Annotated in this window: 12 protein-coding genes; 6 read left to right on the plus strand and 6 right to left on the minus strand. The window is 72.6% G+C overall.

Annotated features, from left to right (window positions below):
- Positions 1-381 precede the first annotated feature (381 nt).
- Positions 382-3,672 carry a LamG-like jellyroll fold domain-containing protein gene (locus tag ACFQ79_RS29830; RefSeq protein ID WP_383589276.1) on the plus strand — a complete coding sequence of 1,097 codons (3,291 nt, stop codon included), beginning with the start codon at positions 382-384 and terminating at the stop codon, positions 3,670-3,672.
- 585 nt (positions 3,673-4,257) lie between these two features.
- Here the strand turns inward: ACFQ79_RS29830 and ACFQ79_RS29835 are convergent.
- Positions 4,258-4,689 carry a subtilase-type protease inhibitor gene (locus tag ACFQ79_RS29835; protein WP_383589278.1) on the minus strand — a complete coding sequence of 144 codons (432 nt, stop codon included), beginning with the start codon at positions 4,687-4,689 and terminating at the stop codon, positions 4,258-4,260.
- Between the two features lie 438 nt (positions 4,690-5,127).
- Between ACFQ79_RS29835 and ACFQ79_RS29840 the strand changes: the two genes are divergently transcribed.
- Both ACFQ79_RS29840 and ACFQ79_RS29845 read left to right on the plus strand, forming a co-directional pair.
- Positions 5,128-5,958 carry an alpha/beta fold hydrolase gene (locus ACFQ79_RS29840; RefSeq protein WP_383589280.1) on the plus strand — a complete coding sequence of 277 codons (831 nt, stop codon included), beginning with the start codon at positions 5,128-5,130 and terminating at the stop codon, positions 5,956-5,958.
- Between the two features lie 192 nt (positions 5,959-6,150).
- Positions 6,151-6,834, plus strand: a complete 684-nt coding sequence (locus ACFQ79_RS29845; RefSeq protein ID WP_383589282.1) for a hypothetical protein — start codon at positions 6,151-6,153, stop codon at positions 6,832-6,834.
- A gap of 10 nt (positions 6,835-6,844) precedes the next feature.
- Here the strand turns inward: ACFQ79_RS29845 and ACFQ79_RS29850 are convergent, their stop codons facing one another.
- The 4 genes from ACFQ79_RS29850 to ACFQ79_RS29865 form a co-directional block, all read right to left on the minus strand.
- Complete coding sequence (locus tag ACFQ79_RS29850) at positions 6,845-7,465, minus strand: LysE family translocator (protein WP_383589283.1); 621 nt, start codon at positions 7,463-7,465, stop codon at positions 6,845-6,847.
- An 89-nt stretch (positions 7,466-7,554) separates the two neighbouring features.
- Positions 7,555-9,006, minus strand: a complete 1,452-nt coding sequence (gene zwf / locus ACFQ79_RS29855) for a glucose-6-phosphate dehydrogenase (RefSeq protein ID WP_383589285.1) — start codon at positions 9,004-9,006, stop codon at positions 7,555-7,557.
- Positions 9,007-9,182: 176 nt separating this feature from the next.
- The gene (locus ACFQ79_RS29860; protein WP_383589287.1) at positions 9,183-10,025 is read right to left on the minus strand and encodes a universal stress protein; all 843 of its coding nucleotides are present in this window, start codon (positions 10,023-10,025) and stop codon (positions 9,183-9,185) included.
- Positions 10,026-10,105: 80 nt separating this feature from the next.
- On the minus strand, positions 10,106-10,996 hold the full coding sequence (locus ACFQ79_RS29865) for an oxygenase MpaB family protein (RefSeq protein ID WP_383589289.1): 891 nt from the start codon (positions 10,994-10,996) through the stop codon (positions 10,106-10,108).
- A 205-nt stretch (positions 10,997-11,201) separates the two neighbouring features.
- On the opposite strand from ACFQ79_RS29865, the gene ACFQ79_RS29870 reads away from it, so the two are divergent.
- Positions 11,202-12,080: an RICIN domain-containing protein gene (locus tag ACFQ79_RS29870; RefSeq protein ID WP_383589291.1), complete on the plus strand. Its 879-nt coding sequence runs from the start codon at positions 11,202-11,204 to the stop codon at positions 12,078-12,080.
- 132 nt (positions 12,081-12,212) lie between these two features.
- Here the strand turns inward: ACFQ79_RS29870 and ACFQ79_RS29875 are convergent, their stop codons facing one another.
- Positions 12,213-13,805 (minus strand): family 43 glycosylhydrolase, encoded by a 1,593-nt coding sequence (locus tag ACFQ79_RS29875; protein ID WP_383589293.1) that lies wholly within the window; start codon positions 13,803-13,805, stop codon positions 12,213-12,215.
- A 657-nt stretch (positions 13,806-14,462) separates the two neighbouring features.
- Between ACFQ79_RS29875 and ACFQ79_RS29880 the strand changes: the two genes are divergently transcribed.
- Complete coding sequence (locus ACFQ79_RS29880) at positions 14,463-15,398, plus strand: hypothetical protein (RefSeq protein ID WP_383589295.1); 936 nt, start codon at positions 14,463-14,465, stop codon at positions 15,396-15,398.
- Between the two features lie 137 nt (positions 15,399-15,535).
- Positions 15,536-16,003 (plus strand): peptidase inhibitor family I36 protein, encoded by a 468-nt coding sequence (locus tag ACFQ79_RS29885; RefSeq protein ID WP_383589297.1) that lies wholly within the window; start codon positions 15,536-15,538, stop codon positions 16,001-16,003.
- Positions 16,004-16,050 lie beyond the last annotated feature (47 nt).

Raw genomic sequence — 16,050 nt, forward strand, 5'->3', positions numbered from 1 at the left:
GCGGCCGGCCCCCGGGGCCGCTCGGGGGCGGGGGCCGCCCCCGCCCGGGCGGGGGGGGGGGGGGGGGGGGGGGGGGGGCCGGCGGGGGGGGGGGGGGGGGGGCCCCCCCCCCCCCACGACTCCCGTACGGCCTCCGCGCGACCTGTGCGGTACGACCCGTGCGGACCGTACGACCCGTGCGACCCGTGCGGACCCGTACCACCGCCGTACGTCGACCGTGCGGACGCACACCGGGCGCCGGGACGTCACCGCACCGCCTCGTCACCTCGTCACCTCGTCACCACGTCTCCCCGCCCACCCCGCGACCCCGCACGGCGGTTCGGCCGTCACGCCCTCCCCCCGGTCCGGCTCCGACTCCCCTCTGCCCCGAGGAAAGATTCGATGACACGACGACACACCCGCCCCCGCACCAGAATGTGGGCCCTCCTCACAGCGGCGGCCCTGGTGCTGCCCGCGAGCACCCTGCTCCCCACCGCCTCGGCCGCGGAACAGCCCCGCGGCGCGAGCGCCGCTCCCGCCGAGAACGCGCACGCCGAGAAGCCCGCCATCGAGGTGCACGGCCTGAAGGGCCAGTACTTCAGCATGTCCGCCCCGGGCGCGCGGGACTTCGCCACGCTCGGCGGCACGTCCCTCGATCCGCAGGTCGACTTCTCCGGCCTCACGGGCACCTTCCAGAACCTCACCGGCCGGACCGAGCACACCACGGCCCGCTGGACGGGCCGGATCGAGGCGCCGGCCACCGGCGACTACACGTTCTACGGCATCGGCGACAACGGCTTCCGCCTCTTCATCGACGGGAAGCCGGTCATCGACCACTGGATCCCCGACTGGGACAAGGAGCAGACCAGCGCCTCGATCCGGCTCACCGCCGGCGAGAAGCACGACTTCCGCCTGGAGATGTTCCAGGACGTCGGCGGCGCCAACATGTTCCTGCGCTGGTCGACTCCGACGATGGCCAAGCAGCTCGTACCGGAGTCGGCGTTCACCCCGCCCGCCGACTTCGAGGTCTATCCGGTCGAGCTGACCGTGGACGAGAGCGGCCGCCGGCTGCGTGCGCGGTTCGACGGCCGGGTCTCCGACCTCGCCGCGGTGAAGGACCACCTCACGGTCGAGGCCGACACCACGCCCATGCCGATCCGCTCGGTCACGGTGGCTCCGGACGACCGCGACTCCGTCCTCGTCACCCTCTCCGAGCCGATCCAGAAGAACCAGCGGGTCAGGGTCGACTACGACGGGAAGGGCGGCCTGAAGAACGGCGGGGAGACGGTTCCGCAGATCCTCCGCTCCGCGAAGAACAGCTCCACGCACCGGCTCACCACCGAGTGGGGCGACCGCCTGGACGAGAAGAACCCGCTGCCCGAGTACCCGCGCCCGCAACAGGTGCGCGGCAAGTGGAAGAACCTCAACGGTCCCTGGCAGTTCGCCGGCGCCGACGCCGGCGAGCAGCCGGCCTTCGGCAAGGACCTCGACGAGAAGATCATCGTGCCGTTCCCGGTCGAGTCGCAGCTCTCGGGCGTCGAACGGCACGAGGACCACATGTTCTACCGCCGGCTCGTGAACGTGCCGAAGGACTGGAAGGTCGGCACCGGCGGCGAGGACAACCGTCTGAAGCTCAACTTCGGCGCCGTCGACTACCAGGCCCGGGTCTGGGTCAACGGCAAGCAGGTCGCCGAGCACACCGGCGGCTACAACGCCTTCAGCGCCGACGTCACCGACGCTCTGAAGGGCACCGGACCGCAGGAGGTCGTCGTCGCGGTCACCGACACCGGCGGCCGGAACCAGCCCACCGGCAAGCAGTCCACCAACCCGGGCGGCATCTTCTACACCCAGTCGTCGGGGATCTGGCAGACCGTCTGGATGGAACCGGTCGCCCCCGTGTCCATCGACGACGTCGTCACCACCCCCGACATCGACACCGGCAGCCTCGCCGTGACCGTCGCGTCCGACGACGCCGCGTCCGGAGCACGCGTCGAAGCCGTCGCCCGGGACGCCCGCGGCAAGGTCGTCGGCCGGGTCGGCGGACCGGCCAACACGCCGCTTCGCCTGCCCGTCGCGAACCAGCGGCTCTGGAGCCCGGACGACCCGTACCTCTACGACCTCGACGTCAAGCTGATCCAGGGACGGTCGACCGACACCGTCCAGAGCTACTTCGGCATGCGGAAGATCGCGATCGAGAAGGTCGGCGGCTTCCGGAAGCTGGTGCTCAACGGCAAGCCCGTCTACTCACTCGCCACCCTCGACCAGGGATTCTGGCCCGACGGCCTCTACACCCAGCCCAGCGACAAGGCCCTCGCCTTCGACCTCGAAGCGCACAAGCAGCTCGGCTTCAACGCCGTGCGCAAGCACATCAAGGTGGAATCGCCGCGCTGGTTCTACCACGCGGACCGGCTCGGCCTGCTGGTCTGGCAGGACTTCGTCTCGGGCGACCTCACCGACGAGACGGGCCACCAGGCCTTCGTCGACCAGGGCCGCGAGATGATGCGCCAGCACCACAACTCCCCCTCCGTCATCGGCTGGATCGTCTTCAACGAGGGCTGGGGCGAGTGGAACCGCGAGGAGACCGGACGCATCGCCGAGTCCGTCAAGGCCGCTGACCCCTCCCGTGTCGTCAACGCCCACAGTGGCGTCAACTGCTGCAATTCCAAGGGGGATTCGGGCAAGGGCGACATCATCGACCACCACGACTACAACAACACCGACCCCGCCTTCCCCGACGCCGAGCGGGCTGCCATGGACGGCGAGCACGGCGGCTTCACCCTCCGCGCCCCCGGCCACATGTGGCCCGGCGCGCCGACCGTGATCTACAGCGGCGTCGCCGACAAGGAGGCGCTGACCCGCAAGTACGTCGAGAACACGGAGAAGTACTACCTGGAGGCCGCCGGGGCCGAGCTCTCCGGCTCCATCTACACCCAGATCTCCGACCTCGAGAACGAGCTCAACGGCCTCTACACGTACGACCGCAGGGAGATCAAGGTCGACCCGGTGCGCGTCCGTGAGATCAACCGGAAGGTCATCGCGGCCGGCGCCGCCGCGGGCGAGCGCGACCAGCTCAAGGGCGGCGGGTCCTGGTCCCTCGACGAGGGCACCGGGACGACGGCACGGGACGCGGGCCCGAACGCCGAGGACCTGAAGCTCTCCGCGGGCACCACCTGGGCCCCCGGGGTGAGCGGCAGCGCCCTGAAGTTCGACGGACAGGGCCAGTACGCCGAGACCGAGGGCCCCGTGGTCGACACGACCGCCGGCTACTCGGTGTCGGCCTGGGCGACGCTCGACTCCCTGCCCGGCAACTACGCGACCGTGGTCAGCCAGGACGGCCGGCGGCAGGAGAACCCCTTCTACCTGCAGTACGGACAGGGCGCCTTCGCCTTCAGCACACCCGGCGGCAACCGCGCCCGCTACGTCACCACCCCGGACACGGGCCGCTGGTACCACCTCGTCGGTGTCCGTGACGCCGCGAAGAACGAGATCAGGCTGTACGTCGACGGTGCCCTCGTGGCGACGGCCACCGCCGGACCCGCGGACGTGAGCACCGGACCGCTGTCCGTGGGACGGGCCAAGTGGAGCGGCGGGAACGTCGACTTCTGGAAGGGCTCGGTCGACCAGGTCCGCGTCTTCGACAAGGCGCTCAGCACCGAGGAGGTGAGCGCCCTCCACGCGGAGCAGAAGCCGTAGCCCGCGGCGCGACCCCGTCCCGCGAACGGCTCCCCGCCCCGTACGCCGCCTCCACCGGCCGGCGTACGGGGCGGGGCCGCACGCTCCGCCCCGTGGTCGTCGATGAGCCGCTGCTCCCTGCCCCTGACGGCGAGGTAGCCCAGGTCCCGGTAGCGCTCCGCGTAGTTCACGGCGAGTCCGACGGCGAACTGGTCCAACTTCGCAGTCCCGAAGCCCCGTTCGTCCGGTTCGGCGCGCTCGTCCACGTGGTGTCTGCGGTCCCGGGTCTCCACCGCCTTCTCCAATCTTGGTGTAGGTCACGTACACGCGCCCCCGTCTCACCTCTTGCGTGTTCCGCCCCGGTCCGGGTCCAGGGATGGGGAACGGTGCGCGTGCCAGTCTCTGGTCCTGGGTTGGGCCAGGGCGGGGAACGCCGCTGCCTGGGTCGGCACGCCGTAGGGGTTGCCGAACCGTGCGATCGACCCCGCCCGTTGCATGTGCATGCGCACCGCCAGCGCCATCGCCAGGACCGCGACCGCCCGCGCGGCCGCGAGTGCCCCGGCGGCCGCGGCGGCAGGCGCGGCCGCGGGCGCCGCGGCCGAGCCGTCAGAACGCGAAGGCCGCCCCGCCGTTCAGGCTGACGCCCATGACGCAGGCGTTGCCGAACGTGTACTGCCACGAGGTGCGGGCCCCCTCCCACACGCCGTCCACGGTGACAGTGACGGGGTCGAAGTGCTGCGGGCACATCCGGTCCGGGGCCGGTAAGGCCAGCAGGCCCTCGAAGGCGCCGTCCTGGGAGCCGGCGCTGAGCTCGGCGCAGGCGGCCTCGGGGGCCGGGTGCGTTCCGTGGGCGGTCGGCGCGCAGCTGAGCGTGACCGCGCGCAGGACGGTGGCCGCACTCGCGTCGGCGCCCTTGCTGATGCTCAGTACGACGGCGGAGGGGGTGTACAGGCTTTCGGTCCGGGCTTCCGCGACAGCGGCGGTGCCGACGAGACAGAGGAGGGCGGACGCGGAGACCGCGGCGAAACGACGAAGCATGACAGGGACTCACTTTCAATTCGAAGGGTTGAGGCGTCATCTACCTTTCGAACACCGCCTCACTTGCGCTTCGGAGTCTGTCTGACACGCAGAGCGATCGCATCTTCGTGGTCGCTATCCGGACACGTGCACCCGCATTTCGATGATCGAATGAACGTTCAGCAGGTCAGACCGGGCCCCGGGCGACTCCACGACGGCCTCGCGCCCGCTCCGACCGACCCCCTGGCGGCCTCCGGCCTGCTCAAGGACGCGCCGGGTTTACCGACCGGTCGTTCAGTACGACCGATAAGCGACGCTCACCGGGCCCCGGCGCGCAACCCGCCCCCCTCGCATGGCCCCAAATGAGAGATATGCCGCATAAGGGTATGTTCTTGCAGCGAGGTCCCTGGACAGTCCCACAGGGGCCATCTCATCGGCACATCTGGGCGGAGGAAGTCCGTGGGAACGGTCACTGCACAAGACGGCACCAGCATCTTCTACAAGGACTGGGGGCCCCGCGACGCACAGCCGATCGTGTTCCATCACGGCTGGCCTCTGAGCGGCGACGACTGGGACAACCAGATGCTCTTCTTCCTGGAGCACGGCTACCGGGTCATCGCCCACGACAGGCGCGGGCACGGCCGCTCCGGCCAGAGCGCGACCGGCCACGAGATGGACACCTACGCGGCGGACGTGGCGACGGTGACCGACGCGCTGGACCTGCGCGACGCCGTCCACATCGGCCATTCGACCGGGGGTGGCGAAGTCGCCAGGTACGTCGCCCGCGCCAAGCAGGGACGGGTGGCGAAGGCCGTCCTCGTCGGGGCGGTCCCACCCATCATGGTCAAGTCCGACTCCAACCCGGGCGGCTTGCCGATCGAGGTCTTCGACGGCTTCCGTGCCTCGCTCGTCGCCAACCGCGCCCAGTTCTACATCGACGTTCCCGCGGGACCGTTCTACGGCTTCAACCGCCCCGGCGCCGAGGTGTCCCAGGGCGTGATCGACAACTGGTGGCGACAGGGCATGACCGGCGCGGCCAACGCCCACTACCACTGCATCAAGGCGTTCTCCGAAACGGACTTCACCGAGGACCTGAAGCAGATCACCGTGCCTGTTCTGGTCGCCCACGGCACCGACGACCAGATCGTCCCCTACGACGACTCGGCGCCCCTGTCGGCGAAGCTGCTGCGCAACGGCAGGCTGAAGAGCTACGAGGGTCTCCCCCACGGGATGCTGACCACGCATCCCGACACCGTGAACCCCGACCTCCTCGCGTTCGTCAAGGAGTGAGGGAGCGGGACCGCCAGGGGTGGGCGACACTCTCCGGGGTCGGCTGAAGGTCGAGACCAAAGTCTTACTCGTCCGGCCGACCCGGAGACTCTCGGCCGATGTCCGGCCCGGTACCGGCCTGTGAAGCTGGCCGGGACAGCCACCGGGTCGGCCCCTCGTGAGGGGACGGAGACCGAGAGAGTGAGAGCGGCGATGGTCAAGCAGGAACCCACGGTCACCGTGCGGCTGCCCGAGGCGTGGCTGTGGGTCGTCATCCTGATCGGGGCCGTGCTCGGAGCCGGTGCCGCGTTCGCCGTGGGCCCGGTCGCCGACTGGATGATCCGCGTCTTCGACGGCGCGCCGGGCCCGCTCAAGCTGGCGGCCGCACTGCCGCTCGTATGGGCCGTGCCGGCGCTGACGCTCGTCGGCGCGTCGGCCGGGGCGTGGGTGGCGGGCGTCTGGCGCGCGGAGAACCCCGTGGTCGAGGTGGGCGCCGACAGCGTCGTCGTCCACGCCGACGGCGGCGGTCACCACGTCGAACGGAGGCGGCTCGCCGAGGTGTTCACCGACGGTCACGACCTGGTGCTGCGTGGTGCCGACGGCGGGGAGCACGTCCGCACCCGGGTCGACAGCGGCCTCACGGATCGCCTGCGGTCCGCGTTCGAGCGACACGGCTACCCCTGGCGCGGCACCGTCGACCCCCACGAGTCCGCCTACACCGTCTGGGTCGACAACACGCCGGACCTCGACGAGCACGCCCACGCGCTGCTGCGGAAGCGCCGGCGGGCGCTCAGCGACGACCGGACCGGAGCTGCCGACGAGACCCGCGAGGAATTGCGGACCCGCGGGATCAGCGTGAGGGACCGCGGCAAGGCCCAGCAGTACCGCAAGGTGTGAACTCGGCGGCTCAGGGCTGAGATGCGGCGACCTTGATCCCGAACCCGATGAGGACGACACCGGTGACGCGGTCCAGGGCACGTCGCACCGGGGGCTTCTCGAAGAGGGACCGGGCCCTGGCCAGCACCATCACGTAGCCGCCGAGCCAGCCGAGCGTGAGGGCCGCGTGGATGAGCACCAGCAGGGCCATCCCGAGGCGCGGCGAGAGCCCGGACGGCGCGAGGGCGGGCAGCAGTCCCGTGTAGAAGACGGCGATCTTCGGGTTGAGGACGTTGCTGACCAGCCCGGTGCGCCACGGGTTGCCGGCCGGGGAGGGACCGTCGGCCGCCACCGCCACGGCGCGACCGCGCCGGCTCTGCCACAGGGCCTGGACTCCGAGGAAGCCCAGATAGGCCGCGCCGACGAGCTTGACGACCGTGTACGCCGTCGCGGACGCCGCCAGAACGGCGGCCAGGCCGACGACGGTGAGGGTGCCCCAGACGAGCAGCCCCGCCGTGATGCCGCCGACCGTGCGCAGCCCGTCCCGCCAGCCGGACGCGAGCGCACGCTTCGTCACCACCGCCATGTCCGGTCCGGGGACCAGGGTCAGAACGGCGAGCACACCCGTGGCCGCGAGGAGCTGAACGAACATGGGCTCAGTCTCGCATCCCACCCCGGCGAAGCCCGCCCGGGTGGCCGGGCCTCCGAACGGTGCGCTCCCACCGCCGGGGTGTCGCGGCGTCAGCTGCCCTCGGGCAGATACCAGCGGTGGGGCCGGATGAGCTGTCGCAGGCTCTCCGGTCCCCAGGATCCCGGGGCGTACGGCTCGACCGGCGGTGGGGACTGCAGCAGCGGAGCGGCCACCTCCCAGAGACGTTCGATGCCTGCGGCGTCGGTGAAGAGGGACTGGTCGCCGAGCATCGCGTCCAGGATGAGGCGCTCGTAGCCCTCCAGCGCGTGGTCCTGGGCGAAGGAACCGGCGTAGTCGAAGACCATCTCGGCTTGGGCCAGGCGCATGTCGGGGCCGGGCTGCTTGGCGAGGAAGCGTGCGGTGATGGTTCCGGGGTCGTCGAAGTCGATGACCAGTTCGTTGTGGCGGCCGTCGGCGGATTCCTGGGCGGCCAGCGGGAACATGCGCAGGGGCGGTTCGCGGAAGCCGAGTGTGATGACGTGGCGGCTCTCGGCGAGGGCTTTGCCGGAGCGGAGGTAGAAGGGGACGCCGGCCCAGCGCCAGTTGTCGATCTCCAGGCGCAGGGCCGCGAGGGTCTCGGTGTCGGAGGCCGGGTCGACTCCGGGCTCGTCGCGGTAGCCGTCGTACTGTCCGCGGACCACCCGGGCCGGGTCGAGGGGGCGGAGGCTCTGGAAGACCTTGTCCTTCTCCGCGCGCAGGGACTTCGCGTCCAGGGTGGCCGGCGGTTCCATGGCGACGAACCCGAGCAGTTGGAACAGGTGCGTGACGATCATGTCCCGGAAGGTTCCGGTGCCTTCGAAGAAGTGGGCGCGGCCCTGGATGTCGATGTGTTCGGGGACGTCGATCTGCACGTGGCTGATGTGGTCGCGGTTCCAGACCGGTTCGAGGAGTCCGTTGGCGAAGCGCAGCGCGAGGATGTTGTCGACGGACTCCTTGCCCAGGAAGTGATCGATGCGGAAGACGCGGGATTCGTCGAAGACGGTGTGGATGGCCTGGTTGAGGGCACGGGCGGAGGCGAGGTCCGTGCCGAAGGGCTTCTCCACGATCACGCGGGCGTCCTGGGCGAGCCCGCAGGCACCGAGCATCTGCACGACCGAGGCGCATGCCTGCGGGGGTACGGCGAGGTGGTGGAGGAGTCGGGGGCTGCCGCCGATCTCGCGTCGGGCGTCTCGTACGGCGGTGACGAGCGGGCCGGGATCCTCGGGGTCGGCGGCGCCGAAGGTCAGCCGACTCTCGAAGTCCCGCCACTCCCTGCCCTCGGGCTTGGTCCGGCCGAACTCGGCGACTGCCTCGTGCGCGTGCGCGCGGAACTCGTCGTCGCCGAGGGCGACCGCGGCGGGGGCCGATCCGATGATCCGGTAGCGGTCGGGGAGCAGGCCTGCTCGGGCCAGGTGGTACAGGCCCGGCAGGAGTTTGCGGCGGGCGAGGTCGCCGGTGGCGCCGGAGATGACGATGACGTGGTCGTCGGGGGTGTGCCCGCCGGAGCTGGAGGGTGTGGCCACGTCGGATCTTCCTTTCGCCACGGCCGCCGAGTGCGCCGTGCGGAGCGGAGTGGGCCTTGCCGGTGAACGGTCAGGGGTGGCGCGTCCGGCGCGGGAGGGCCCGGGTTCAGGCCGCGCCGGGCTCGAGGTGCCGCGGCGCCGGGAGGCTTCGGTCGCGCCTTGTCCCCGGCGGCGGCTCAGGCGTGGGACACGACGGCCACGGGACAGGCGACGTGATGAAGGGCCGTCTGGGTCACGGAGCCGATGTGCGTACCGGGCACGGCCCGCCGCATCCGGCGGCCCACCACCAGCAGTCCGGCGCCGGAGGCCGCGTCGAGGAGGCTGCTGCCGGGCCTGTCGTGGACGACCTCTTCGGTGACGTCGACCTGCGCGAACTGCGTCCTGTGGCGTTCCGTGGCGGCGGAGAGCGCCGTACGCAGGTGGGCGGCCGCTTCGGATCCGGCCGCGCCGTCGCGGTGGAGGGGCAGGGTGGAGTGCCAGGCCGACACGATGTGCAGGGGGACTTCGCGGCGGGCCGCGAAGTCGAAGGCGAAGTCGAGGAGCTCGTCCGCGGGGTGGTGGGCGTCCAGACCGAGGACGACCCGCTTGTCGCCTCCCGGGCTGTCGCCTTCTCGTACGAGCACCACCGGGCGTACCGCCGCGGCCAGGACCTCCTGGGCGACATGGCCGGAGACGTATCCGGAGCCGTTGCCCGCCCGGTGCGAGCCCAGGACCAGCAGTTCGGCATCGGCGGAACGGGCCAGCAGAAGCCGGGAGGGGGCGTCCTCGGTCTCCTCGGTGGCGGTGACGACCTCCGGGTGGCGTGTGCGGGCGCGCTCGCTCGCCTCCACCAGCAGGTCCCTCGCCTGCTCCGTGCGGACGTCCCGTGACTCCCGTACGGCGGCGACCTGGTGCTCCGGCCAGAGCGAGGCGTTGACCAGCTGAAGCCCGGCTCCGCGCGACGCGGCCTCCTCGGCTGCCCAGTCGACCGCCGCAAGGCTCCCGCTGGACCCGTTCACTCCCACTGCGATCTGCTTCATGGGGCCACTGTGGAGCCGTCGCCGGAGTCCGGCACCCCCCGGCAGTCCGACCGGGCGACCCGCCCGTCGAGCGAGAGCCGTCAGCGTGGCGCGGCGAGCTCCTCCCGGGGCGGGAGAGCCGCCATCGCCCACCGGATCGTCCCTGTCAGGGCCTGTCCGGACAGTCGTACGAGGCCTTCCGGAAGGTACGGCGCGGTGTGGAGGTCCAGCAGTGCGCGGGCCCACGGCGGCAGCAGCCGGACCGCGTTGGAGGCGAGTACGGCGTAGGGGCCGCGGGCGGCCCACGGCAGCGGGGGTTCGCGGAGGACGAAGCGGGCCGCGTCCCGGGCCTGCGACGTGGCGCGCAGTTCGGGGCGGTAGCCCGCCAGCCGCGCCGCGAGAGCGGCCCGGTCACGCGGCGGATCGGGGACGCCGAGGGCGTGGGCGACCCGAGCCGCGTCGGCGATGTACGCGTCACAGCCGGCGCCGTCCAGCGGGCCGGCGCCGAAGCGCTGGTGTGCGCGCAGGAAGCTGTCCACCTCCGCCACGTGCACCCAGCACAGCAGGTGCGGGTCGGCGGCGTGGTAGGGCTCGCCCGCGGGGGTGGTGCCCCTGATCCGCTCGTGCACCGCACGGACGTGGTCCACGGCGCGCTGGGCGTCGTCCGCCGTGCCGTAGGTGGTGAAGGCGAGGAACGTACTGGTCCGCTGGAGGCGTCCCCACGGGTCGCCCCGGAACCCGGAGTGCCCGGCGACCGCGGCCATCGCGAGCGGGTGCAGGGACTGGAGGAGGAGGGCGCTCAGACCGCCGATGAACATGGACGCGTCACCGTGGACGGTGCGGATGGGCCGCTCCGGGCCGAACCAGCGCGGACCCGGGGCACCGTGGATGCGGGCCCGGTTCTGCGCTCCCGAGGGTCCTGCGACATGGCTGAACAGGCTGGTGCCGACCCGCTCACGCAGCCCCGGACCCGACTTCTCGGACAGGTTCACGTCTCCATCGTCGCGCGCGGGCGCGCGGACCGCGTGGCGGGTCAACCGCAGCGGCCGCGCTCCTCCGGGAGAGTGGATCCGGTTGCCATCAAGATCGGCCGCATTCTACGGTTCTGAGGTTCTGAACTGCTGAAACAGCATGTTCCCCGCCTGTGCGGCCGGTTGGCCGCATCCGCGTGTGCGGCCCGACCAGAAGGACGCCGACATGGCTGCGGACCGGGCTGACGACAGGGAACCCGCCCTGGTGCTGGGGCGGGCGCTGCGCGACCTCCAGCGGCGTTCCGGCCGCACGCTCCGCGCCCTCGAAGAGAGTGTGCGCATCAGCGATTCCTCGCTGTCCCGGTACTTCTGCGGCAGCACCGTCCCGCCGTGGTCCACCGTCCACGACCTGTGCAGGGCGCTGGACGGCGACCCGGCCGACTTCCGGTACCTGTGGGAGGCCGCCGACCGGAGCCAGCGCAGACCGGTGCAGACCGAGCGGGCCGGCCGGCGGGACGCGGTGGCGCCGCCGGTGACCGACGGCGATCCGGCGGGAGACTCCCCCTCCGAGTGCGCCCCGGGGCGTCGCGCTCCCCTCCGGAACGGGCGTACCGCATGGGCCCTGGCCGGGACCGTACTCGGGCTGGTGCTCGGTGCCGGGAGCGTCGTACTCGTACGGCCTTCCGCCCCGGCAGCCGGTGACGACGCTCCGCCCCGGGCGGCGCACGGCACGTCGGACGCGCGGGAGCACGACAGGATCTTCGTGAGCCGCGCCACGGGAGCCTGTCTGGACGACAGTCTCGACAAGGGCACGCGTTCCTTCCCGTGCAACGGCATGTCGTACCAGCGCTGGACCGTCCGCACCACGGCGGACGGCGGCACGCAGCTCCGGAACCATGCGACCGGCGAGTGCCTGGATCACGGCGCCGACGGCCTGCGCACGGGACCCTGCGGCACGGGCGCCTCGCAGCGGTGGACGGTCAGCGCCGGAGGCGACTCGTCGTACGAGGTCCGCAGCACCGCGACGCGACGCTGCCTGGACGACAGCCCGGAAGGGCTGCGGGTGCTGTCCTGCGACCGGACCGTCCGACAGAAATGGGCGTGAGCGGGTGGGGTGGGCCTGAGCGGGTGGGGTGGGCCCGGGCGAGTGGGGGGTCCGGGCGAGAGGAGTGGTCCACGGCGAGTGGGGGGAGTCCGGGCGAGTGGGTGAGTCCGGAACGACCGTGCGGTGGCGGCTCTACGCCACCTGCACGGCGTCCAGCTCCGTGTAGCGCTCCCCCTTCGCAAGGCGGAGCGTGTTCCACCCCTCGCGCAACTCCACCGTGACCTCGCGCGGTTGCCACGCGTCCCAGCCCGTGTACGGGTAGTCGACGACGCCCGCGGCGGTGCCGTTGACCGTCAGGCCGTGCGTCGCGCCGGCCGGCGCGCCCGCCGCGTCCAGCGAGCCGTTGCCGTAGCGGACGGTCAGGGTGTGCGGTCCAGCGGAGGCCGCGTAGACCCGGAACTCCACGAAGCTGTCGGGTTCGTCGATGTGCCCGACCGCCCGGTCGCCCCACGCGTCCTTCGCCTCTCGGACCGTCGCCCGGTGCACGTGGGCGAGCTCCGCCTCGTACAGCGTCCTGCTGCCCCGGACGACGGGGCGGCCGTCCGCGAAGCCGAGGTCCGCCACGAACAGCGCACGCCGTGACGGGTCGGCGCCCCGGCCGTGGAAGAGGATCCGGTCCCGGCCGCCGGGGCCGGTCACCACGTCATGGCCGCCCGGTCCGCCGATCACCCCCGAGAAGGACGTCGTCGTCAGGAGGGGCTCGTCGCCCTTCACGTAGGGGCCGGTGAGGGTGTCGGCGATCGCCCAGCCCGTCGCGTACGCGGAGGTCCGGTAGTCGCCGGCCGAGTACAGGAGGACATAGCGGCCGTCCCGCTTCACGAGCGTGGGCGCCTCGACGAGACCGCCCTCCCACGCGCGGTCCTGCCGGAGGAGCCGGACCGGTTCCCCCGTGACGCGGGTGCCGTCCCACGAGACGGGCTGGATGTGGAGCCAGGTGTCCAGTCGGCAGCAGTTCCCGTCGCTCTTCCACAGCAGGTGGCGGGTGCCGTTCTCGGTGTAGCTCGACGCGTCGATCGCGCCGCCCGCCTCCGTCGGACAGACCAGGGCGCCGTCGCCCGCCGGCCGGAAGGGGCCGTCGGGCGAGGACGCCAGGGCGGCGCCGATGCACTGCCGCCCGCCGACGCGGTCGCGTGCCGTGTACTGGAGGGTGAATCCGTCGCCGTTGTCGAAGACCTCCGGGGCCCACACGTCGTGCGGAGGGTCGGGCCTGACCCACTCGCCCGGCACCGGCAGGACGTCCTTCTCGTCGACCGTCCAATGGATCAGGTCGGTGGAGGTGGCGTGCTGGACGTTCCGGCCGGCGACGTTGGTGGCGTAGGCGTGGAACACCCCGCCGACCTCCACGACGTCCGGGTCGGCGAACTCCCGGTCGAGGACGGGTGAGGTCGGGGAGGGGGCGGCGGCACCGACCGGGACGAACCCGGCAGTCGCCGCCCTCCGACCCCGGGCCTGCTCCGGCACGACCACCCGGCCCCGGACCGAGTCCGGTACCACCACCCGGCCCCGGACCGAGTCCGGTACGACCGCCGGGGCCCGGATCGGATCGGGTGGCGTGGCTCCGACGGGGAACGAGGCGAGACAGACGGCCGCCCCCAGGGCCGCCATGGCCACGGCCAGGCCTCTGCGGGGAGGAACGGGCCCCCGGCCGTTCGTCCCGAGGGCCGGACGGCGCCCCGCGCCCTCCCGGCGGAACAGTCCGCTTCCCGGCTTGGTCCGGTGGTGCACGGATCGACCCCTTTCGCTCCCGTCGCCGCGCGCTCGCGGGCGACGCCGTCGGCAGCGCTCTCCTCCGCACGCCCTGGACGCGCGGAGCACACCACGAGAACGACGCGGCGGTCCTCGCGTTGCGCGGCCGGCGCGACGACGCCGAGGAGGCGGCGCGCCGCGGTCGCCCGGACGACCTGGCCGTTCGCCTGCCCAGCCGGCCGGACGACCGGGGACGCCGCGGCCCACGTCTTACCCGAATGGCCGTACCGTCCGCCCGCCGCCCCTGTCCCGGGCTCGCCCGTGTCCCGGGACAGGGACGTCCCCGCAGGTCAGAGAGGTGGGGATCCCACGACATCCCGACTTCGCCCAACGACCCGGGACACGCTTGCGGCCCGCTCGCCGCACGGCACAGACTTCGGTTGTCCGGCCCGCCGCACCGCTCGACGGCAGCGCCTCGACCGGACGTCCCGACCCCTTGCTGCCTTCGGTGCGCCCTGCGCCGCCACGGCGAATCCGCGGAACGCGGCACCACGAACGCACCGCGCCGCACCAGCACCAGCACCAGCACCAGCACCAGCACTCGTATCAGCACCAGCACGAGCACCCGTATCGGCACCCACATCGGCACCGGCGGACCGTCACCGGACCGCACGCCCATCCACCGCAGGAGACCCCGTGTCCCGGTACAGCCATGCCCACCGCCCCCTGCTCGCCGCCGCCGTGGCGGTCACCTGCGCCGCGATCGCGTTCTCCGTCACCGTGCCGCCGGCCCCCGACGGGCCGGCGGCGGGCGAACGACCGCCCCCACTGCGCCCCATCAGCTCCACGATGACCACCGCGGACGACCGTGCGCTGCACGACGCCGAGCAACGGCTGCTGCGCGACTGCATGGGCCGGCACGGATTCACGTACCGCGTGTTCCCGATCGGCGACGAGCCGGAGTCCACACTCTTCCCGTACGTCGTCGACGACGCGGCCTGGGCCCTGCGGCACGGCTACGGTGCCGAGTTGCGCCGGCAGCGGGAGACCACGGCGAAGAGCGATCCGAACCGCGCCTACTTCGCCGCCCTGCCGGCGGACCGCAAGGCCACGGCGCTGGTCACCGCCAACGGCCCCTCCCCGGACGGGCTCACGGTGAGCCTCCCGGGTGGCGGAACCATGCGCCGGAGCGATCGCGGCTGTGTCGCCGAGGCCCAGCGGCGGCTCTACGGGGACCTCGGTGCCTGGTTCAGATCGTCGACCCGCGTGGGCACCCTGCGACAGATCCTCCGGAGCCGGGTCGTGGCCGACCCCGGGTACCAGAAGAGCCTCGGCGTGTGGCGGCGGTGCATGGGGCGCATCGGGTACGCCTTCGCCACGCCGGCCGCCGCCCGGGCCGCCGCGCTCTCCCCCGTACGCCCGCTTCCCGAGGAGCGCGCGATCGGCCTCGCCCTGGCGGAGGTCCGTTGCGCCGGGGAGTCGGCGCTGTCCCGCACGGCCCGGCGTCTCGACGCCCACCACGACCGGCTCCTCGCCGAGGAGTACCGCGCGGACGTCACGACGCGGGACCGGCTGAGGGCGGCCGCACTGCCCCGTGCCCGCCGGATCCTCAGCGACGTCCCGCAGGCCTGACCCCCGCCTGCCCCTTCTGCTCCGCCGCGCGCCGCGTGCACGCGGCGGCCCGCCGGCCGCGGCACGAACAGCGGCCCGGCACCGCCCCATCCACCCACCGATCCAGCGCGTCACCGCATCCGAGAAGGAGACTCACCATGCGCATCTCCCGCGCCCTCGCGACGGCACTCACCGTCGGAGCCCTCACCCTGCTGACCGCCCCGGTCGCCGACGCCCGCAGCGTCGTGCCCGAGGCCGTCGGACCCGGCGCCGTCACCGCACCGGCCGCCGCCCCTGCGGCGGTTCCCGGACCGGACGGCTTCCTCTACGCCTGGGAGCACCCCCACGCGGGCGGCTTCCACTGCCGTTGGAACCAGGCGAACGCCAACTGGGCCGGCTGCCGCGACAAGGTCTCGGACGTCTGGAACAACGGATACCCCGGCGTCGCCGAGGACGTGAAGCTCTACCGTGACACCGACTGGAACGGCTCGTGGGTCTGCCTCCACCAGGGGCACTCCCTTCCCGACCTCGGCGCGTCCGGCCTGAGGTTCTTCAGCCCCGGTCACGGCCAGGGCGAGCTCGTCAACGACCGGGTCGGGTCACACCTGTGGGTCTCCGCCTGCTGACGTCACTCGCACCGGACGCCGGTCCGGCGGGACTCCCCCGCCGGACC

Source organism: Streptomyces sp. NPDC056480, from assembly GCF_042795405.1.
GTDB lineage: Bacteria > Actinomycetota > Actinomycetes > Streptomycetales > Streptomycetaceae > Streptomyces.

What these genes read in the sequence shown, in the direction of transcription:
- ACFQ79_RS29830 (WP_383589276.1), top strand. Translation starts at nt 382, where the DNA reads ATGACACGACGACACACCCGCCCCCGCACCAGAATGTGGGCCCTCCTC.
- ACFQ79_RS29835 (WP_383589278.1), bottom strand. Translation starts at nt 4,689, where the DNA reads ATGCTTCGTCGTTTCGCCGCGGTCTCCGCGTCCGCCCTCCTCTGTCTC.
- ACFQ79_RS29845 (WP_383589282.1), top strand. Translation starts at nt 6,151, where the DNA reads ATGGTCAAGCAGGAACCCACGGTCACCGTGCGGCTGCCCGAGGCGTGG.
- ACFQ79_RS29850 (WP_383589283.1), bottom strand. Translation starts at nt 7,465, where the DNA reads ATGTTCGTTCAGCTCCTCGCGGCCACGGGTGTGCTCGCCGTTCTGACC.
- ACFQ79_RS29860 (WP_383589287.1), bottom strand. Translation starts at nt 10,025, where the DNA reads ATGAAGCAGATCGCAGTGGGAGTGAACGGGTCCAGCGGGAGCCTTGCG.
- ACFQ79_RS29870 (WP_383589291.1), top strand. Translation starts at nt 11,202, where the DNA reads ATGGCTGCGGACCGGGCTGACGACAGGGAACCCGCCCTGGTGCTGGGG.
- ACFQ79_RS29885 (WP_383589297.1), top strand. Translation starts at nt 15,536, where the DNA reads ATGCGCATCTCCCGCGCCCTCGCGACGGCACTCACCGTCGGAGCCCTC.